20 protein-coding genes are annotated in these 17,857 nt (G+C 64.5%); 9 read left to right on the forward strand and 11 right to left on the reverse strand.

The genetic code is table 11. The features are described from left to right. The 4 genes from JY451_03755 to JY451_03770 form a co-directional block, all read right to left on the reverse strand. A complete protein-coding gene (locus JY451_03755) occupies positions 1-1,617 on the reverse strand; it encodes an AMP-binding protein (GenBank protein ID QZH75719.1) in 1,617 nt (538 codons plus the stop codon). 35 nt (positions 1,618-1,652) lie between these two features. Next, positions 1,653-2,537: an amidohydrolase family protein gene (locus tag JY451_03760; protein ID QZH75720.1), complete on the reverse strand. Its 885-nt coding sequence runs from the start codon at positions 2,535-2,537 to the stop codon at positions 1,653-1,655. Positions 2,538-2,654: 117 nt separating this feature from the next. Next, a complete protein-coding gene (locus JY451_03765) occupies positions 2,655-3,710 on the reverse strand; it encodes a 4-oxalomesaconate tautomerase (GenBank protein QZH76543.1) in 1,056 nt (351 codons plus the stop codon). 139 nt (positions 3,711-3,849) lie between these two features. Continuing rightward, positions 3,850-4,521: a 4-carboxy-4-hydroxy-2-oxoadipate aldolase/oxaloacetate decarboxylase gene (locus tag JY451_03770; protein QZH75721.1), complete on the reverse strand. Its 672-nt coding sequence runs from the start codon at positions 4,519-4,521 to the stop codon at positions 3,850-3,852. Positions 4,522-4,653: 132 nt separating this feature from the next. Between JY451_03770 and JY451_03775 the strand changes: the two genes are divergently transcribed. From JY451_03775 to JY451_03810, 8 genes are all read left to right on the forward strand, one after another. Continuing rightward, positions 4,654-5,544, forward strand: a complete 891-nt coding sequence (locus tag JY451_03775; GenBank protein ID QZH75722.1) for an NAD(P)-dependent oxidoreductase — start codon at positions 4,654-4,656, stop codon at positions 5,542-5,544. Next, complete coding sequence (locus tag JY451_03780; protein ID QZH75723.1) at positions 5,541-6,566, forward strand: amidohydrolase; 1,026 nt, start codon at positions 5,541-5,543, stop codon at positions 6,564-6,566. The genes JY451_03775 and JY451_03780 overlap by 4 nt, the downstream gene beginning before the upstream one ends. Further along, a complete protein-coding gene (locus tag JY451_03785) occupies positions 6,563-6,871 on the forward strand; it encodes a DUF2218 domain-containing protein (protein QZH75724.1) in 309 nt (102 codons plus the stop codon). The genes JY451_03780 and JY451_03785 overlap by 4 nt, the downstream gene beginning before the upstream one ends. A 1-nt stretch (position 6,872) precedes the next feature. Further along, positions 6,873-7,295, forward strand: a complete 423-nt coding sequence (gene ligA, locus JY451_03790) for a protocatechuate 4,5-dioxygenase subunit alpha (protein QZH75725.1) — start codon at positions 6,873-6,875, stop codon at positions 7,293-7,295. Position 7,296: 1 nt separating this feature from the next. Next, positions 7,297-8,205, forward strand: coding sequence for a protocatechuate 3,4-dioxygenase (locus tag JY451_03795; GenBank protein QZH75726.1), 909 nt, complete (start codon positions 7,297-7,299; stop codon positions 8,203-8,205). Positions 8,206-8,326: 121 nt separating this feature from the next. Then, complete coding sequence (locus tag JY451_03800; protein ID QZH75727.1) at positions 8,327-9,283, forward strand: Gfo/Idh/MocA family oxidoreductase; 957 nt, start codon at positions 8,327-8,329, stop codon at positions 9,281-9,283. Then, positions 9,283-10,284, forward strand: a complete 1,002-nt coding sequence (locus tag JY451_03805) for an aldo/keto reductase (GenBank protein ID QZH75728.1) — start codon at positions 9,283-9,285, stop codon at positions 10,282-10,284. Before JY451_03800 ends, JY451_03805 begins: the two co-directional genes overlap by 1 nt. Further along, positions 10,284-11,087 carry a hypothetical protein gene (locus JY451_03810; protein QZH75729.1) on the forward strand — a complete coding sequence of 268 codons (804 nt, stop codon included), beginning with the start codon at positions 10,284-10,286 and terminating at the stop codon, positions 11,085-11,087. The genes JY451_03805 and JY451_03810 overlap by 1 nt, the downstream gene beginning before the upstream one ends. Here JY451_03810 and nth read toward each other — a convergent pair. Genes nth through JY451_03825 form a run of 3 tightly spaced genes read right to left on the reverse strand, consistent with a single transcriptional unit; the run spans position 11,069 to position 13,645 of the window. Continuing rightward, positions 11,069-11,734 carry an endonuclease III gene (nth, locus tag JY451_03815; GenBank protein QZH75730.1) on the reverse strand — a complete coding sequence of 222 codons (666 nt, stop codon included), beginning with the start codon at positions 11,732-11,734 and terminating at the stop codon, positions 11,069-11,071. The genes JY451_03810 and nth overlap by 19 nt on opposite strands. Then, positions 11,731-12,933 (reverse strand): M48 family metallopeptidase, encoded by a 1,203-nt coding sequence (locus JY451_03820; GenBank protein ID QZH75731.1) that lies wholly within the window; start codon positions 12,931-12,933, stop codon positions 11,731-11,733. The genes nth and JY451_03820 overlap by 4 nt, the downstream gene beginning before the upstream one ends. After that, complete coding sequence (locus JY451_03825) at positions 12,914-13,645, reverse strand: 4-hydroxy-tetrahydrodipicolinate reductase (protein ID QZH75732.1); 732 nt, start codon at positions 13,643-13,645, stop codon at positions 12,914-12,916. Before JY451_03825 ends, JY451_03820 begins: the two co-directional genes overlap by 20 nt. Before the next feature lie 35 nt (positions 13,646-13,680). Here JY451_03825 and JY451_03830 point away from each other — a divergent pair, with 35 nt between their 5' ends. Next, positions 13,681-14,379: an NAD-dependent deacylase gene (locus JY451_03830; GenBank protein ID QZH75733.1), complete on the forward strand. Its 699-nt coding sequence runs from the start codon at positions 13,681-13,683 to the stop codon at positions 14,377-14,379. A gap of 6 nt (positions 14,380-14,385) precedes the next feature. On the opposite strand, the gene JY451_03835 is transcribed toward JY451_03830, so the two are convergent. The 4 genes from JY451_03835 to rpsT form a co-directional block, all read right to left on the reverse strand. Further along, positions 14,386-14,724 (reverse strand): hypothetical protein, encoded by a 339-nt coding sequence (locus JY451_03835; GenBank protein QZH75734.1) that lies wholly within the window; start codon positions 14,722-14,724, stop codon positions 14,386-14,388. A gap of 4 nt (positions 14,725-14,728) precedes the next feature. Then, on the reverse strand, positions 14,729-15,511 hold the full coding sequence (locus JY451_03840; protein QZH75735.1) for a HesA/MoeB/ThiF family protein: 783 nt from the start codon (positions 15,509-15,511) through the stop codon (positions 14,729-14,731). A 156-nt stretch (positions 15,512-15,667) separates the two neighbouring features. Continuing rightward, complete coding sequence (dnaA, locus tag JY451_03845; protein QZH76544.1) at positions 15,668-17,128, reverse strand: chromosomal replication initiator protein DnaA; 1,461 nt, start codon at positions 17,126-17,128, stop codon at positions 15,668-15,670. 450 nt (positions 17,129-17,578) lie between these two features. Further along, the gene (gene rpsT / locus JY451_03850; protein ID QZH75736.1) at positions 17,579-17,839 is read right to left on the reverse strand and encodes a 30S ribosomal protein S20; all 261 of its coding nucleotides are present in this window, start codon (positions 17,837-17,839) and stop codon (positions 17,579-17,581) included. Between the last annotated feature and the right edge of the window lie 18 nt (positions 17,840-17,857).

Here is a 17,857-nt window from a genome sequence, read left to right on the forward strand (position 1 = left end):
CTAGGAGGCCGCCTTCTCCGCCACCCGCGCCGCCACCCATTCGTCCCTTAGCTTGAACTTCTGGATCTTGCCCGAACCGGTCAAAGGCCAGCTTTCCACCTGCTGCCAGTAGGCAGGGCATTTCTGCGGCGCGATCTGTGACCGGCAATGCGCGCGCAGCGCATCGGGATCGAACGCAGCGCCGTCCTCCATCCGCACGAATGCCGCCACGGCTTCGCCCAGCACATCGTCGGGTACGCCCACCACCGCGCACTCGGCCACGCCGGGCACTTCGAGCAGCACGTTCTCGATTTCCGCCGGGAAAAGGTTCTCCCCGCCGCGAATGATCATGTCCTTCACCCGGCCGGTAATCTTCACATAGCCGCGATCGTCCATCGTCCCGAGGTCGCCGGTATGCAGCCAGCCTTGTGCGTCCACCGCCTCGGCCGTGGCTTCGGGATTGTCGTTGTAACCGAGCATCGTGGCGTAACTGCGAGCTCGGATTTCGCCCACCGTGTCGCAGGGCAGCACGTCACCCGTCAGCGGATCGAAAATGCCCACTTCGCAGCCCAAGGCGGGCTGACCGATGGTGGTCGATACGTCCTCGATCGTGTCGGACGGGCGGGCGCTGGTGATCAACGGACTGCTTTCGGTCTGGCCGTAAGCTACCAAGGCCTTCGCGCCGAGCACGCCTTGCACCGCCCGCGCGAGTTCCGGCGCGACCATTGCCCCACCCATGCCGATGAGCTTCAGTGAAGTGAGATCGCGCGGGCGCGCTTTTTGCGCGGCCACCATCGCCACCGCCATGGTCGGCACGCAAATCGTCCAGGTCACCTTTTCCCGCTCGATCAGGTCCAGCGCCGCATTGGGATCGAATGCAAACAGCGGGCAGTAGGACGAGCCCGATTGCAGCGCGCCGAGCACGCCCATCGAGCAGCCCATCGTATGGAATAACGGTGTCAGCCCCAGCGTGGACTGGTTGTCCCCCAACCCGCCTGCCTGCACGAACAGCCGGGCATTGTTGGTGAGGTTGCGATGCGACAGGACGACACCCTTCGGGAAGCCTGTGGTGCCACTGGTGTACTGGATCTGCGCCGGATCGTTCGTATCGACCTGCGGCAGCGTCCCGGATGGATCGGTGAACAGCGCGGCGTGCTCCTGCATGTCCACAATTTCGCGCAGCGCGGGGCAGTTCGGCGCGACTTCGGCGGCAATGGCCGCCATTTGATTGCCGCGGAATTCCCGCACCAAAAACAGGCCCGCTGCGCGCGACTGTTGCAGCACATAGGCAAGCTCACGCCTCTGGTATGCGGGATTGACCGTTACCAGCGTCAGCCCGGCGAGCGCACAGGCATATTCGAGCAGCACCCATTCGGGCAGGTTCGGCCCCCAGACCGCGATTTTCTCTCCGGGCTGGAACCGCGCCGCCAGCCCCAAGGCCAGCCGTTCGGTATCCGCAAGCAATGCTGCATAGGTCCAGCGCCGTCCGCTCGTACCGTCGGGCAGACCTTCGATCAGCGCGTCGGCAGAGGAGCTTTCGACCGCCTGCTGGCGGAGCAGGTCGCCGATGGTTGTGTCGAACACTTGCTCATCCGCAAACCAGTCACACAATGCCTTGTCGAGGCGCCGCTCGGCCATCTCTCTCTCCGTCCACGGCCGATCATACGCCAGCCCTAATCCGACCAGTATAGGCGATTCGGATTTTCGACCAAGAGCTTCGATTGCAATTCTTCTGTCGGCGCGATGCGCGGGATCATGTCGACCAGATGCCCGTCATCGGGCACTTCGTCCTGCATATTGGGATGCGGCCAGTCGGTGCCCCAGACGCAGCGATCCGGATAGTCGGCCACCAGCGGGGCGACGGCCGCCGCGAAATTGTCCCACGGGTCGCCTCTGCCGCCTTCCTTGATCGCGTCGAGCCGGTCCGGGCAGGTGGGCTTGAACCAGATGTCGTCGCGGCTTTCGAGCAAGCGGCGGAACGCGCGCATGTCCGGCCCGTCCGGCCCCTGCGTCACATCCGGGCGGCCCATGTGATCGACCAGTACCGGCACCGGAATGGCATCGATGAAGGGGCGCATTTCCTCGAGGATATCGGCTTCGAAATAGATCACCACGTGCCAACCGGCGGGCAGCCGCGCAGCGACTTCGAGGAACTTGTCCTTGGGCGCATTGTCCACCAGCCGCTTGAGGAAATTGAAGCGGATGCTGCGGATCCCGCCTTCGTGCAGCGCGGCCAGTTCCTCCTCCGAAATCGCCGGATCGACCACCGCCACCCCGCGCGCTTTCCCGCACGACTTGGCAATGGCATAGAGCGTGGCACCATTGTCCGTCCCGTGGCAACTTGCCTGCACGATCACGTTCTTTTCGAAGCCGAGATGGTCGCGCAGGGCGAACAGAATGTCCGGCCCGGCGTCTTCGGGAAGGTACTTGGCTTTCGCGCTGAAGGGGAACTGCGCCATCGGCCCGAACACATGGCAATGCGCATCGACCGCGCCGGGGGGCGGAGTGAAGCGCGGTTTGCTGGGGGCGGGGTGCCAGGACGTGATGCGGTTGGTCATTTGGACTCCGGTTGCACTGCGTGCTTCGACAGGCTCAGCATGAGCGGAGATGGGACTAGGGCCTTGGAAAAATCCCGCTCAGCCTGAGCTTGTCGAAGGCCACGCGCCGAGGTTCGATCAAACATATACAGTGCCATCCATCAGCTTACGCGCGGTGCGCAGCAGCGCGGCGCTTTCGACCTGCCCCGATGCATCGAGAGTCATCACGCAGGTCATTTCACCGCTGGGATGCTCGATGCTGAGCGTCTTCACATCGCCTTCCGGCACCGAGGCCACTTCGGCAGCGGGCGAGCCTTCGACAAGGCAGGCCGTCGCCGCCGTTACCGCGCCCAGCACACCAATGCTGGCGTGCGCACGATGCGGAATAAACACCCGCGTGGTCAGCGCACCCCCATGCTGCGGCGGAGCGACCAGCGTCATCTTCGGCACCGATTTCGCGCTGACATCGCCAAGGTTCATCAGCGGGCCTGCCGCCAGACGGATTGCTTCGATCTTCGCACGGATCGGCGCGAAGGCCTCGCTCTCCAGTTCCTCGCGGGTCTCGTACCCGCTCGCGCCGACATCCTCGGCCTTGAACACCACGCACGGCATGCCGTTGTCGATCAGGGTGCAGCGCACCCATTCGATCACGTCGAAGGCATTGCCGGTGGGCAGCAGCGCGCCGCAGCTCGATCCTGCGGTATCGCGGAAATCGATCGGGATCGGCGCATGGCTGCCCGGCACCCCGTCGATCCGCGCCGTGCCGAAATAATTGACATGCCGCCGCCCGATTTCGTCGAGCGGGGTTTCGACGCTGGCCACGGCGATCTGGCCGGTGTTTTCCATGTAGATGGTGACCTGCGTCACATCGCCGGTCGGCTCGACCAGGTGGCGTTCGATGGCAAAGGGGCCGACACCGGCAAGGATATTGCCGCAGTTCTGCGCGTCGGACACGATCGCCTGATCGACGAACACCTGCAGGAACAGGTAATCGACATCGATGCCGGGCCGCGCCGACTTCTGCACCACCGCCACCTTGCTGGTGAGCGGATCGGCGCCGCCCATCCCGTCGATCTGGCGCGGATCGGGGCTGCCCATCACCCCGAGCAGGAATGTGGCGCGTTCGTCGGGATCGGTGGGAAGATCGGCTGCGAGGAAGTACCCGCCCTTCGACGTCCCCCCGCGCATCCACATGACCTGGGATTGGTTCATACGATCTTCCTTCTCCCCTCCCGCTTGCGGGAGGGGCCGGGGGTGGGCCTGTAATCGCGTCGATCGCTGCGCTCGCGCCCACCCCTAACCCCTCCCGCAAGCGGGAGGGGGACTGTCGCGCTCAAACCCATTTCAGCCCCATGTCCGTGAGCTTCTGGCGGAAGCCGTACATATCCAGCCCCAATTCGCCGGCTGCCAGCCGCTGGCGCTTGCTTTCCTCGTTCGCCTCGCGAGCCTGCGCCGTCTGGAGCACCGTCTCGGCATCTTCACGGCGGACCACGCAGACCCCGTCGTCATCGGCGACGATCACGTCGCCAGGGCGGATGAAGGCACTGGCGCAGACCACGTCGATGTTCACGCTGCCGAGGCTGGCCTTGATCGTCCCCTGCGCGAAGACCCGCTTGGCCCAGACCGGGAACTGCATTTCGGTCAAGTCGCGCACGTCGCGAATCCCTGCGTCGATGATCAGCCCGCGCACTCCGCGCGCCTGTGCGCTGGTGGCGAGCAGGTCGCCGAAATAGCCGTCTTCGCAAGGACTGGTCGGCGCGATCACCAGAATGTCGCCCTCGCGGCACTGCTCGATCGCGGCGTGGACCATGTAGTTGTCGCCGGGCGGCACCGAGATGGTGATCGCCGAAGCACCGATGCGCGCGCCCGCGTAAATGGGCCGCATATAGCTGGCCAGCAGCCCGGTGCGGCCCTGCGATTCGTGCACCGTGGCGACCCCGCACTTACCCAGAGCCTCCACCACTTCGGGATCGGCCCGTTCGATATTCTGGACGACGACACCCATGCGCGATTCTCTCCTCTTGTCCCTTGCCGCCCCGCCTGAACGCGGCTCCGCACTGCGTCAAGCTGGCCAGGCACACTTGGCTCCAAACTTGTAAGCACCACTTACAATTGATAGGGCATTGCGTCGAGAGTGATGACCAAGACAGAATCGCAAATTTCTGCCCCCCGTGTGGCACTGATCGGCTTCGGCGAGGCGGGGGAGAGCTTTGCCCGCGCTGGAGCGTGGCACGGACACGCGCGAGGCTGGGATGTGCTGGAAGCGCGGCGGCTCGCGATGGCGGAGTGCGGTGTGGAAGCTGGCGGGGATGCTGCTGCCGCTCTCGCTGGTTCGGATTGCGTGCTCAGCCTGGTCACCGCCGATGCGGCGCTGGCGGCAGCGCGGGACTATGCCGCGCTGCCGCCCGAGGGCGCGCTGTTCCTCGATATGAATTCGGTCGCTCCCCGCACCAAGCGTGCTGCTGCCGAGGCAGTGGAGGCGGTGGGCGGCGCTTACGTCGATGTCGCGGTAATGGCTCCGGTCGACAAAGGACTGGCAGTGCCGCTGTTGCTGGCTGGCGCGCAGGCTGAAGCGGCGCAGCAGATGCTCACTGCGTTAGGTTTCACCAATGTCCGCGTGGTCGGCGAGGAAGTCGGCCGCGCCAGCGCAATCAAGCTGTGCCGTTCGGTCATGGTCAAGGGGCTCGAAGCGCTCACCGCCGAAATGGTGCTCGCGGCCAGCGCAGCGGGCGTGCTCGACGAAGTGCTCGCCAGCCTCGATGCCAGCGAGAAGCCGCAAAGCTGGGCCGAGCGCGGCGAGTACAATCTCGACCGGATGCTGGTCCACGGCCAGCGCCGTGCCGCCGAAATGGCCGAAGCCAGCGCCATGCTCCGCGACCTCCGCATTGCCCCGCTGATGAGCGAGCAGACTACACAGCGCCAGCAAGCGCTCGGCCAATTGCAACTTGCGCCCCCGCCCGCCACGCTTTCTGCTAAGCTGGCGGCGATCCGGGCGAATCCGGACTTCAAGGAGAGACCCGACCGATGAGCCTCATCATCGACTGCCACGGCCACTACACTGTCCTGCCCAAGGGCCACGACATGTGGCGCGAGGAGCAGAAGGCGGCGTTCAAGAACGGCACCCTCTGCCCTCCCTATCCGGAAATCTCCGACGAGGAGATCGTCCGCACGATCGAGGACAACCAGTTGAAGCTGGTGCAGGAACGCGGCGCCGATTTTACGATTTTCTCCCCCCGCGCCAGCGCGATGGCCCCGCATGTCGGCGACCAGGCGGTGGCGAGCGAATGGGCGCGGCGCTGCAACGATCTGATCTACCGCGTCACCCAGCTGTTCCCCGATACCTTCATCGGCGGCTGCATGCTGCCGCAGAGCCCCAAGTCGGACCTCACCGAAAGCGTGCGCGAACTGCGCCGCTGCGTCGAGGAACTGGGCTTCGTCGTCTGCAATCTCAATCCCGATCCCGGCGGCGGCCACTTCACTCACCCGCCGCTGACCGATCCGTACTGGTTCCCCATCTATGAGGCGATGTGCGAGTTGCAGGTGCCCGCGATGATCCACGTTTCGGGCAGCTGCAACCCGGCAATGCACGCCACCGGCGGCTATTATCTCGCCGCCGATACCGTCGCCTTCATGCAATTGCTCGAAGGCGACCTGTTCAGCCGTTATCCCGACCTGAAGCTCATCATTCCCCACGGCGGCGGCGCGGTGCCCTATCACTGGGGACGCTATCGTGGCCTCGCGGACATGCTCAAGCAGCCCGATATCGAGCAGCACCTGATGAACAACGTGTTCTTCGATACCTGCGTCTATCACCAGCCGGGGATCGACCTGCTGGCAGACGTGATCGCCAACAAGAACATCCTGTTCGGCAGCGAGATGGTCGGCGCGGTGCGCGGGATCGATCCGCAGACAGGCCATTATTTCGACGATACCAAACGCTATATCGACGCGCTCGACATCTCCGAGCAGGAGAAGCACATGATATTCGAAGGCAATGCCCGGATCGTCTATCCGCGGCTCGATACGATCCTGAAGGCCCGCGGATTATGAGCGCCACCGCCACCGGATTCGCGCCCTGCGAAAAGCCCGAACGCTATATCCAGCAGCTCGTCAGCCACTGGGGCCACAAGCTGGCCACCAGTTACGACGAGGGCGACGGCATGGGCATTTTCCCCTTCAGCGAGCACACCAATTGCGTAATGACCGCTCATGCAGGCGGCATCGGCATCACCCTCACCACCGCCGACCTTGATGAAAATCAACGCATGCGCGCGGTAATCGAGGAACATATCGACCGCTTCGCTTTCCGCGAGGCGCCGCTGACTTACGAATGGCAAGACGCCAAGGAAACCTGAAATGACCCAGCCGAAAAAAGAACGGATCAACATCCACGAATATCTCGCCGAGTTCGAGGATATCCCCGGCACCCGCGTCTTCACCGCGCAGCGGGCGCGCAAGGGATACTGGCTGAACCAGTTCGCGATGAGCCTGATGAAGGAAGAAAACCGCGAACGGTTCAAGGCCGACAACGCCGCCTATCTCGACGAATGGAACCTCACCGATGCGGCCAAGGCCGCAGTGCTGGCGCGCGATTACAACGCGATGATCGACGAGGGCGGCAACGTCTACTATCTCGCCAAGCTGTTTTCCACCGATGGGCAGAGCTTCCAGCAGGCCGCCGGTTCGATGACCGGGATGACCCAGGAAGAATATGCCCAGATGATGCTCGCGGGCGGCCGTTCGCCCGAAGGTGTAAGATCGAAGAAGGGAGCCTATTGACATGGCCCGCGTAACCACAGGTATCACCTCCAGCCACATCCCCGCGCTCGGCGCAGCGATACAGACCGGCAAGACCGGGGACGATTACTGGGGCCCGGTGTTCAACGGCTACAAGGCGATCAAGGAATGGATCGCCAGGCCGGAGAATATGCCCGACGTGGTGGTGCTGGTGTACAACGATCACGCCTCCGCCTTCGACATGAACATCATCCCGACTTTCGCGATCGGCTGCGGCGAAGTGTTCAAGCCTGCCGATGAAGGCTGGGGCCCGCGCCCGGTGCCCGATGTTATCGGCCATCCCGATCTCGCTTGGCACATCGCCCAGAGCCTGATCCTCGACGATTTCGATATGTGCATCTTCAACCAGATGGATGTCGATCACGGCTGCACCATCCCTCTCAGCATGATGTTTGGCGAGCCGGATGCCTGGCCGTGCAAGGTCATTCCCTTCCCGGTCAATGTCGTCACCTACCCGCCGCCCTCGGGCGCGCGCTGCTTTGCGCTCGGTGACAGCATCCGCGCGGCGGTGGAGAGCTTCCCCGAAGATCTCAACGTCCACGTCTGGGGCACCGGCGGGATGAGCCATCAGTTGCAGGGGCCACGTGCCGGCCTCATCAACAAGGAATTCGATCTCGATTTCATCGACCAGTTGATCAACGATCCTGAAGCGCTGAGCAAAAAGCCGCACATCGACTACCTGCGCGAGGCTGGTTCCGAAGGCATCGAGCTGGTGATGTGGCTGATCATGCGCGGCGCGCTGCCGGAGAAGGTGCGTGACCTGTACAATTTCTACCACATCCCGGCCTCGAACACCGCGCTGGGTGCGCTCATCCTCCAGCCGGAAGAGACGGCAGGCGAACCGCTGGACCCGCGTCGGGTGCTGAGCGGCCACTCGATGGCGGCGGCGTAACTCAAACTCCCCTCCCGCTTGCGGGAGGGGCCGGGGGTGGGCCTGTCCAACAGGCCGCACCCCGTTTCATTCCCACCCCTAACCCCTCTCGCCAGCGGGAGGGGGATTTGAGGAGTTAAACATGAAAATCGCACTCGCCGGTGGCGGCGCATTCGGTGAAAAGCACCTCGATGGCCTCAAGAATATCGACGGCGTGGAAGTCACCGCGCTGGTCGGCCGCACGCTCGACAAGACGCAGGCGATGGCCGACAAATACGGCGTCGGCTTTGCCACCACCGATTACGACGCCGCGCTCGCGCGCGATGACGTGGACGCGGTGATCCTCTGCACTCCCACGCAAATGCACGCCGAGCAGGCGATCAAGGCGATGGATGCGGGCAAGCACGTCGAAGTGGAAATCCCGCTGTCGGATAGCTGGCCCGATGCGCAGGCCGTCATGGACAAGCAGGCGGAAACCGGCCTCGTCTGCATGGTCGGCCACACCCGCCGCTTCAATCCGAGCCACCAGTTCGTGCACAACAAGATCACCGGCGGCGAATTCAACGTCCAGCAGATGGATGTGCAGACCTATTTTTTCCGCCGTTCGAACATGAACGCCAAGGGCGAGCCGCGCAGCTGGACCGATCACCTGCTCTGGCACCACGCCGCGCACACCATCGACCTGTTCGCCTACCAGGCGGGCAAGATCGTTGCCGCCAACGCGATCCAGGGGCCGAAGCATCCGGGCCTTGGCATCGCGATGGATATGTCGATCCAGTTGAAGAGTGAAAGCGGGGCGATCTGCACCCTCTCGCTGTCGTTCAACAACGATGGCCCGCTGGGCACCTTCTTCCGCTACATCGGCGATACGGCGACTTATCTGGCACGCTATGACGACCTGTTCACCGGCAAGGAGGAGCAGATCGACCTGACCGGGGTGGCGGTGAGCAACAACGGCATCGAATTGCAGGACCGCGAATTCATCGCCGCGATCCGCGAGGGGCGCGAGCCGAATTCGAGCGTTGCGCAAGTGCTCGATTGCTACCGCGTGATCGGCGAACTGGCGCAGAGTCTCGAAGCACAGGACGGCTGGTCCTGATGGCGGTGGGACCGCGCAGCATCAACGGCAGGGCGCTCAATCCCGTCGGGCTGGGCTGCATGAATGTCAGCTGGGCCTATGGCGCCCCGCCACCACCAGATGAGGCCGCCAGGCTGCTGCACCGCGCGCTCGACCTGGGATGCGATCACCTCGATACCGCGCGGATTTATGGCGCGGGCGAAAACGAGAAGCTGATCGGTGAGACGCTGAAGGGGCGGCGCAGCGAATTTTTCCTCGCGAGCAAGTGCGGCATTACTGTCGACGGGCCAAAGCGCGGGGTCGATTGCAGCCCGGAGGCGATTGCCTCCGCAATCGAGACCAGCCTCGAACTGCTCCAGACCGACCATATCGATCTTTACTACATGCACCGCTTCGATCCCAAGGTGCCCGTCGCCGAATGCGTGGGCGCGCTGGCCTGCGCGGTGGAAGCGGGCAAGATCGGGGCCTATGGCGTATCCGAATGGTCTTCGGCGCATATCCGCGAGGCGCACCAGGTGCATCCCATGGGCGCGGTGCAGACCGAATTTTCGCTATGGACGCGCAATGTCGAACTGGGCGTGCTGGCGACTTGCGACGAACTGGGAATTCCGCTGGTGGCGTTCAGCCCGGTCGGGCGCGGGGCGCTGTGCGGGGAACTGCGCGAACCGGCCACGCTGGAGGACAGCGACCTGCGCACCAAGATGCCGCGCTTCAATGCGGAGAACTGGCCGCATAATTTGGCGCTGATCGACCAGTTGGCGGAACTGGCGCGCGCCAATGGCCTGACTCCTGCGCAGCTTTCCTTGCGCTGGGTGCTGGCGCAGAGCGAGGTCTGCCACGTCATTCCCGGCACCACCTCCATGGCGCATCTGGAGGACAACATGGCCTCGCTGTCGCTGGAGGTGAGCGACGAGGTGCTCGCCGAAGCCGGGCGGATCGTGAACCAGCAGACCGTGGCCGGGCACCGCTATCACGCGGCGATCCTGCCGACGATCGACACCGAGGACTTCGCACCCGCCTGATGGCGACGGTTCGCGCCCGGGTCGGCTATTCCGAGCGGACCGCGCGCGAACCCTACTTCTACGCCAACGCGCACGAGAAAGACTTCGTCCCGCTCGCGCGAGTGGAGGTGGAAATTGCCGATGCGCGCGGGCGGCACTGCTCGCTCGATGTCGAGGGGTTCCAGCTGGTCGAACATCGCAGCGCACTGGCTGACCTGACCGATCTTGATGCGGTGCGGCGGGATCATCCGGCTGAGATCGTCGAACTGCTCACCGCCGTCACCGGCTGCGATCGGGTGGTGATGACTCCCGGCGCGATCCTGCGCTTTTCCGAGAAAGCGGGAGCCAACGCCCGCCACGACAACTCGCATCCCGCCCGCTTCGTCCACGTCGATATGGCGCGCGAGGATGCTGCCGAGGCCCGCGCCCGCTCCGCGCCGGAAGGGACCATTGCCCGCAGCGCGCAGTACAATGTCTGGCGCGTACTCAGCGATCCGCCGCAGGACGTGCCGCTGGGCCTGTGCGACTGGACCTCGCTTGCCGAGGGTGACCTGCTGCCCTGCCGGGCGATCTTCGATCCGCTCGACGGCTCGCCCGAGTGGGGCTTTGCCAATTACCTGCTGGCGCACAATCCGGCACACCGCTGGTTCTGGTTCAGCCATATGCACCCCGGCGAAGTACTGGTGTTCAAGACCTCCGAAAGCGATCCCGCCCGCGCACAACTGATGCCGCACGGCGCCTTCGACAATCCGCTCGCCCCCGCCGATGCGCCGCCGAGGGTGAGCCTGGAAATGCGCGCCACCTGCTACTGGTTCGCCGACTGACGGCCCTTCGGCGGCTTGAGCACTTTCTTGCGGTAAGAGCACAGGTCCACCACCCGGCACCGCCAGCACTCCGGCGTCCGCGCCTTGCAGACATAACGGCCATGCAGGATCAGCCAGTGATGCGCGCCGAGCCGGAAGGGCGCAGGCACCCGCTTCTCCAGCTTGGCCTCCACAGCTTCGGGAGTCTTGCCGCTCGCCAGGCCGGTCCGATTGCCGACCCGGAAGATATGCGTATCGACCGCGAAGGTCTCCTGCCCGAACCAGCAATTGAGCACCACATTGGCGGTCTTGCGCCCCACCCCGGGCAGCCGCACCAGTTCCTCGCGCGTGGCCGGAACCTCGCCGCCAAATTCGTCGATCAATAATTGCGAGAGCGCGATCACGTTCTTCGCCTTGGAATTGAACAGGCCGATGGTCTTGATGTGCGCGATCAACCCGTCGAGGCCCAGTTGCACCATTTGTGCAGGCGTCTGGACCTGTTGAAACAGGGCTCTCGTCGCCTTGTTCACCCCGACATCGGTCGCCTGCGCCGATAGCGCGACCGCCACCACAAGCTGGAAGGCATTGCCGTATTCCAGCTCGGTCTCGGGCGCGGGATTGTCTTCGGCGAGGCGGCGGAAGAATTCGAAAATCTGGTCTTTCGTCACTCGACCGCGCCGCCCCCGCTCGCCGCTTTCCATTCCATCGCCGTGCGAATCCGGCGCTCGACTGTCGGGTGGGTGTAGAACAGCGCCTCTTCCACCGGCCCAGCCAGCGGATAGCGGTATTCGGCGGTCTCGATCAGTGCGCCCGCCAGCGCATCGGGCAGGCCGACATGCGCCAGCGAATAGGCATCCGCCTCGCTCTCGCCCATCCGCGTCATCATCTTGGTGATCGGCTGCGCCAGCGTGAACAGCAGGCCCAGGACGAACGCGAATACCGGCAGCCCGCGCGGGTCTTCCAGTGGCGCGTCGGTGCCGAAGCGGCCAGCGAACCACGGATAGAGCCGCGCGGTCAGCCAGAACAGGGCCACCGCCAGCAGGCTCAGCACCGCCACCGTGCGCCAGACATGGCCGAGCACATAGTGGCCGATTTCGTGCCCGGTCACGGTCTTCACCTCGTCGAGCGAGGCCTCGTCCATCGCCACGTCGGATATGGCGATCCGGGCATTCCCACCCACGCCCGAGACATTGGCAGTGAAATTGTTCGATTGCCTGGAGCCGTCATAGAGGAACACCCGGTCCTCGGGCACCCCGGCATCGGCAGCCAGTTCGAGCACAGCGGTACGCACCTCACCTTCGGGGATCGGCCGGTAATCGTTGAACAGCGGCTCGATCAGCACCGGTGAGAGCAGCAGCAGGAAGGCCACCGCGCCCGCCACCAGCGCTCCGCCCCAGGCCCACCACCAGCGACCTGTCTTGCGGATCAGCGCGTAGACTCCGGTCAGGAACAGGCCGCCGAACAGCAGAAAGATCACCGTGCTCATGGCATCCTGCAGCAGGAAATCACCGAGCGGCTGGCTGGTCCGGCCATATTGCGTCTCGCGCCACCATTCCTCGTAAAGCGCGAATGGCAGGCTGAGCAGGGACAGCAGCAGCAGGAACACCGCCGCCACCGCCAGCGTGCGCAGGAAGAACCCGCGCTTGGCGAGCTTGCCCGCCAGCCGGTCCAGCAAGCCGCTGCGGACGATCAGCCAGGTGACCAGCGCGGAGACCAGTAGTCCGGCAAGGATCAGCCAGTGGTTGCCCATGGTATAGTCGCGCGCCAGCGCCAGCTCGTCGGCGCTGAGCGTGGCGATCCATTGCTGCGTTTCGGCTTCCGCCCTGCCTGCGACCACGATCTTCCCCTCAGTCGATCCCCAGCACATCGCGCATCGTGTACCGCCCCGGCGGGCGTCCGACCAGCCAGACCGCGCCCTTCACCGCCCCGCGTGCGAAGATCATGCGGTTCTCGGCGCTGTGGGAGAGGGTGATCCGTTCCTCGTCTCCGGCAAGGATCACCGAGTGCTCGCCTGCCACGGTTCCGCCGCGCAGGGAGGCAAAGCCGATGGCGCCTTCGGCCCGCCGCCCGGTGTGCCCGTCGCGTCCACGCTCCGAATGTTCGGCCAGATCGATCCCGCGCCCGACCGCGGCTGCCTCGCCCAGCAGCAGCGCGGTGCCGGAGGGGGCATCGACTTTCATCCGGTGGTGCATTTCCACCACCTCCACATCCCAGTCCGGCCCCAGCCGCGCCGCCGCTTCCTGCACCAGATGCGCCAGCAGCGTAACGCCGAGCGAGGTATTGCCTGTTTGCAACACCGGAATCGCGCGTGCGGCATCGTCGATCGCGGTATGGTGCAGCGCCTCCAGCCCCGTGGTGCCGATCAGGATGGGAATGCCTGCGCCGATGGCGGCGTGGAGATTGTCCTTCAGTGCAGGCGGGGCCGAAAAATCGACCAGCGCATCGCTGGCATCGGCGAGGTTGGCCACCGAATCGCCCTTGTCCGCGCCGCCCGAGCACTCGTGCCCCGCCGCCACAATGGCCGCTTGCAGCGCCGCGCCCATGCGCCCTGCGCTGCCGATAATCCCTATTCTCGCCATTGCGCTTCCTCCGTGCCCTGTGCTTCATGCCCGCCATGACTTCCCCACGCAACATCGTGATCCTGACCGGGGCGGGGATCAGCGCCGAATCAGGCCTGCGCACCTTTCGCGCCGACGATGGACTGTGGGAAGATCACCCCGTCACCGAAGTCGCCACACCGGAGGGTTTCGCCCGCGATCCCGATCTGGTGCAGCGGTTCTACGACGCGCGGCGCGCCGATGTGCAGGCGGCACAGCCCAACGCGGCGCATTTTGCCCTAGGGCGGCTGGACAGCGAGTTTTCCGGCGAACTGCTGATCGTCACCCAGAACATTGACGACCTGCACGAGCGGGGCGGGGCGAACAGGGTGCTGCACATGCACGGCGAGGCGCTGTCCGCATGGTGCGGATTGTGCAACGCCCGCCACCGCTGGACCGGCACCCTCCGTGACGGACCACCATGCCCGGCCTGCGGCCAATCGGCGCTGCGGCCCGACATCGTCTGGTTCGGCGAGATGCCCTACCGGATGGGGGAGATCTATCGCGCCATCGCGACGGCGGACCTGTTCGTTTCCGTGGGCACCTCGGGCGCGGTCTATCCCGCTGCTGGTTTCGTGCAGGAGGCGCGGCGGGTTGGGGCGCGGGCGCTGGAGCTCAATCTGGAGCGGAGCCTGGGCAGCGCGATGTTCGATGAGACACGGCTCGGCCCGGCGAGCGCGCTGGTGCCGGAGTGGGTCGAGGAGATGCTGGGCTAGTCGCCCTCACCGCCCCTTCTTCGCCAGCGGCGCGTTGAAATCGGGGTCTTTCTTGGCCACCCAGTCGACGAATTTGCGCACTGTCGGATCGGCCAGCAGGCCTTCGGCATCCATCCCGTGGCGTTGCAGTTCGGAATTGGTGAAATTGGTGATCAGCATGTTCTGGCAAATCGGATGCATCGGCACCGTATCGCGCCCGCCCCGGCTCTTGGGGATCGGATGGTGCCAGACCACCGTCTTGCCGGTCGGCCGCCCGCAGAGCCAGCACGGCGGAACTTCGGCGGGAGGAGCGTCGTCCTCCGCCTCGTAATCGTAGGGACCGTGCTTGGAATGCTTGCGGGCCATGGTTTCAACCTTCTGATGGAGCGCAGGCCGAACAGCCCGAGTCTTTGGCGATGCGAATGGTCCGCATAGCCGGCTTCAGTCCGTCGAGCAGGTGCAGCTTGCCCCATTGCGGATCGCCCATTTGGCCAAAGCCGCTCTGGGCGATGAGCAAGCGCACCGCCTGCATCGCCGCGAAGGTGCCGACCCAGCCGACCATCGCGCCCAAGATCCCGTCCTCGGCGCAGGTATCGCAGTCCTCGGCATCGAAGGCATCTCCGACGAAGCAGCGGTAGCACGGCTGATCGGAGAGATGGCCCGCAAAGGCCGCGACCTGCCCCTGGAAACGACCCACGGCGGCGCTGAGCAAGGGAATGCCGCTCGCCACGCAGGCATCCGAAACCACCAGCCGGGTGGCGAAATTGTCCGTCCCGTCGATCACCAAGCCCGCGCCCGCGATCATTTGGGCGGCGTTGCCAGGCCCGATCCGCCGGTCGGAAATCGAAACCTCCAGCGCGTCGTCGAAATTGGCCAGCCAGCGGCGCGCAGAAGTCGCCTTGCCGTGGCCCAGATCGCGGGTGGTGTAGATCGTCTGCCGCTGGAGATTGCTCGCCTCGACCTGCCCGTCATCAACCAGCGTCAGCCGCCCGACCCCGGCACCCGCGAGATATTGCAGCACCGGCGCGCCGATCCCGCCCAGCCCGATAATCGCGACGTGGCTTGCCACCAGTGTCGCCTGCCCCGCTCCACCGACTTCGGGCAGCACGATGTGGCGCGCGAAACGGTCCAGTCTGTCAGGGGATAAGCTCATGGCAAGCCTGTTGGCAGGCTCGGGATTGGCTGTCGATAGGTTAGACAGGGCATGATCGGTCCGAAGGACCGCAAGGCCGAACGGCCGCCCGCAGCGGGCGCGGCTCGGCCGCGCGTCTAGCGAGGACGAGGCCGCGGAGGCGGCCTCAAAAGAGAACTAGCTCTCCAGCTGCCGCAGCAAACTCCGTACATCGCCATCCATGTCGGCATCGCGCGTGCGCAAGTCCTCGATCAGCCGCACCGCGTGGATCACCGTCGAGTGATCGCGGCCACCGAACTTGCGCCCGATTTCAGGGTAGGAGCGCGGAGTCAGCACCTTGGCGAGGTACATCGCCACCTGTCGCGGCCGCACCACAGCGCGGGCGCGGCGCTTGCTGCTCATTTCAGAGCGGTCGATGCGGTAGAACTGGCACACCGTGCGCTGGATTTCGTCGATGGTGATGCGGCGGCGATTGGCCGAAAGGATATCGGTCAACTGCTCCTCGGCAAGCTGGAGCGAAACTTCCTGCCCGGTCAGCTGCGCATAGGCGATCAGCTTGTTCAATCCGCCGACCAGTTCGCGGACATTGCGGCTGACGGTACGGGCGAGGAAATCGATCACGTCGCTCGGTACGTCCAGCGGGGCGAAGCGGGTCAGCTTGCTTTCGAGAATCGCTCGGCGCAGCTCGATATCGGCGGGCTGGATGTCGGCCACCAGCCCCATCGACAGGCGGCTGAGCAGCCGCGGTTCGACTCCGTCCAATGCCTGCGGCGCGCGGTCGGCAGCGAAGACCAGCCGCTTGCCTTCGGCGAGCAGTGCATCGATGGTGTAGAGCAGTTCCTCCTGCGCCGCCGCCTTGCCGATGATGAACTGGATATCGTCCACCAGCAGCAGGTCGAATGCACGCAGGCGGCCCTTGAACTCGATCATCTCGTTCGATTTCAGCGCCTGGACGAATTCGACCATGAAGCGTTCTGCCGAGCAGTAGAAAATCCGCGCGCGGGGGAAGGCCTGCAGATAGGAATGGCCGATGGCGTGCATCAGGTGGGTCTTGCCCTGCCCGGTCGCGGCCTTGAGGTAGAGCGGGCTGAACTGCGGCTTTTCGGCCTTGGACATCCGTTCCGCCGCGTTCTTCGCTAGCACATTGGTGCTGCCGGTGACGAAGGAGGCGAAGGTCTGCGTCGGATCGAGCCCGACCGAACTGGTGAAGCCATCGTCACCGATCGACTCCATCGCCAGCGTAGCATCGTTGGCGGCGCGGTGGCCGAAGCCGTCCTGCCCGCGCAGGTCGAATTCAGCGATCTTGCGGCGGCCGGGGTGCACCTTGATCGACACGTGGCGCACTTCGGACGAGGCAATCTTCCACGCCAGCGATAGCCGGTCGTGATAGCGTTCCTTCACCCAGTTGGCGGAAAATTCGGTAGGCATGAACAGATCGAGCGTGCCCGATTCCTTGTCCAGTTTGCCCAGCTGGATCGGCTTGATCCATTGGGTGAACAACTGGTGCCCGAGATCCTTGCGCAGGCCCTGGCTGATATCTGCCCAATCGGCGGCCAGGTCTACTGCTTCGCGATCTTCCATACTGTCCTCTGCCATATTGGCCGCGCCCGCAGGATTGCGGCCGCCTTGCGGTCCCATCCGGATCATACCTTGAACCCCATCCTCACCGCCTGCGCCCCGTCATGCTGGCTATCAAAGCAAAATCTTCCCCGCCCGGAACCCGCAGGCAGGGGTGCCGGAACTTTCGTTTCGATAGCTAAGTTGCAACGCCGGAAATGGAGATCATCGCCGACCCGAAATACGTTTATGAAGGCTTTGGCCGGGGGGGCAATAGCGGGGTGACGAATTTATTAAAATTTAGCCGCTTGACTCGGCCCTAGGCCGCAGGCTTGCGTTCAAATATTTGAATTTAAATGATAGTTTTGTGACAGTCCTGCGAATCGCGGGATTCCCTCCATTTGCTGCACCTGCACAATGCCATGTATCGCCCAAGCGAAAGGGGCCGGTGGTTTCACCACCGGCCCCGTTCCGATTTCGTTCTCAAAATTGCCTCGGCAGCCTGCGTATCGCAGGCACCGCAACGCCGAATCAGAGCGCCGCGATTCGCTTCGAAAGGCGGCTCATCTTGCGGGCGGCGGTGTTCTTGTGGAACACGCCCTTGGCAACGCCCTTCGCCAGTTCTGGCTGCGCAACCTTCAGCGCGGCTTCGGCGGCGGCGCGATCGCCATCGACGACGGCCAGCTCGACCTTCTTGACGAAACCACGGATGCGGCTCTTGCGGGCCCCGTTGATTTCGGAGCGCTTGTCGTTGCGGCGGATGCGCTTCTTAGCTTGCGGCGTATTGGCCATATTCGTTCCTGTCTTTCA

The sequence above is a fragment of the Erythrobacter sp. genome (genome assembly GCA_019739335.1).
Lineage (GTDB): Bacteria > Pseudomonadota > Alphaproteobacteria > Sphingomonadales > Sphingomonadaceae > Alteraurantiacibacter.

What these genes read in the sequence shown, in the direction of transcription:
- JY451_03755 (QZH75719.1), bottom strand. Translation starts at nt 1,617, where the DNA reads ATGGCCGAGCGGCGCCTCGACAAGGCATTGTGTGACTGGTTTGCGGAT.
- JY451_03760 (QZH75720.1), bottom strand. Translation starts at nt 2,537, where the DNA reads ATGACCAACCGCATCACGTCCTGGCACCCCGCCCCCAGCAAACCGCGC.
- JY451_03765 (QZH76543.1), bottom strand. Translation starts at nt 3,710, where the DNA reads ATGTGGATGCGCGGGGGGACGTCGAAGGGCGGGTACTTCCTCGCAGCC.
- JY451_03770 (QZH75721.1), bottom strand. Translation starts at nt 4,521, where the DNA reads ATGGGTGTCGTCGTCCAGAATATCGAACGGGCCGATCCCGAAGTGGTG.
- JY451_03775 (QZH75722.1), top strand. Translation starts at nt 4,654, where the DNA reads ATGACCAAGACAGAATCGCAAATTTCTGCCCCCCGTGTGGCACTGATC.
- JY451_03780 (QZH75723.1), top strand. Translation starts at nt 5,541, where the DNA reads ATGAGCCTCATCATCGACTGCCACGGCCACTACACTGTCCTGCCCAAG.
- JY451_03785 (QZH75724.1), top strand. Translation starts at nt 6,563, where the DNA reads ATGAGCGCCACCGCCACCGGATTCGCGCCCTGCGAAAAGCCCGAACGC.
- ligA (QZH75725.1), top strand. Translation starts at nt 6,873, where the DNA reads ATGACCCAGCCGAAAAAAGAACGGATCAACATCCACGAATATCTCGCC.
- JY451_03795 (QZH75726.1), top strand. Translation starts at nt 7,297, where the DNA reads ATGGCCCGCGTAACCACAGGTATCACCTCCAGCCACATCCCCGCGCTC.
- JY451_03800 (QZH75727.1), top strand. Translation starts at nt 8,327, where the DNA reads ATGAAAATCGCACTCGCCGGTGGCGGCGCATTCGGTGAAAAGCACCTC.
- JY451_03805 (QZH75728.1), top strand. Translation starts at nt 9,283, where the DNA reads ATGGCGGTGGGACCGCGCAGCATCAACGGCAGGGCGCTCAATCCCGTC.
- JY451_03810 (QZH75729.1), top strand. Translation starts at nt 10,284, where the DNA reads ATGGCGACGGTTCGCGCCCGGGTCGGCTATTCCGAGCGGACCGCGCGC.
- JY451_03820 (QZH75731.1), bottom strand. Translation starts at nt 12,933, where the DNA reads ATGTGCTGGGGATCGACTGAGGGGAAGATCGTGGTCGCAGGCAGGGCG.
- JY451_03825 (QZH75732.1), bottom strand. Translation starts at nt 13,645, where the DNA reads ATGGCGAGAATAGGGATTATCGGCAGCGCAGGGCGCATGGGCGCGGCG.
- JY451_03830 (QZH75733.1), top strand. Translation starts at nt 13,681, where the DNA reads ATGACTTCCCCACGCAACATCGTGATCCTGACCGGGGCGGGGATCAGC.
- JY451_03835 (QZH75734.1), bottom strand. Translation starts at nt 14,724, where the DNA reads ATGGCCCGCAAGCATTCCAAGCACGGTCCCTACGATTACGAGGCGGAG.
- JY451_03840 (QZH75735.1), bottom strand. Translation starts at nt 15,511, where the DNA reads ATGAGCTTATCCCCTGACAGACTGGACCGTTTCGCGCGCCACATCGTG.
- dnaA (QZH76544.1), bottom strand. Translation starts at nt 17,128, where the DNA reads ATGGGACCGCAAGGCGGCCGCAATCCTGCGGGCGCGGCCAATATGGCA.
- rpsT (QZH75736.1), bottom strand. Translation starts at nt 17,839, where the DNA reads ATGGCCAATACGCCGCAAGCTAAGAAGCGCATCCGCCGCAACGACAAG.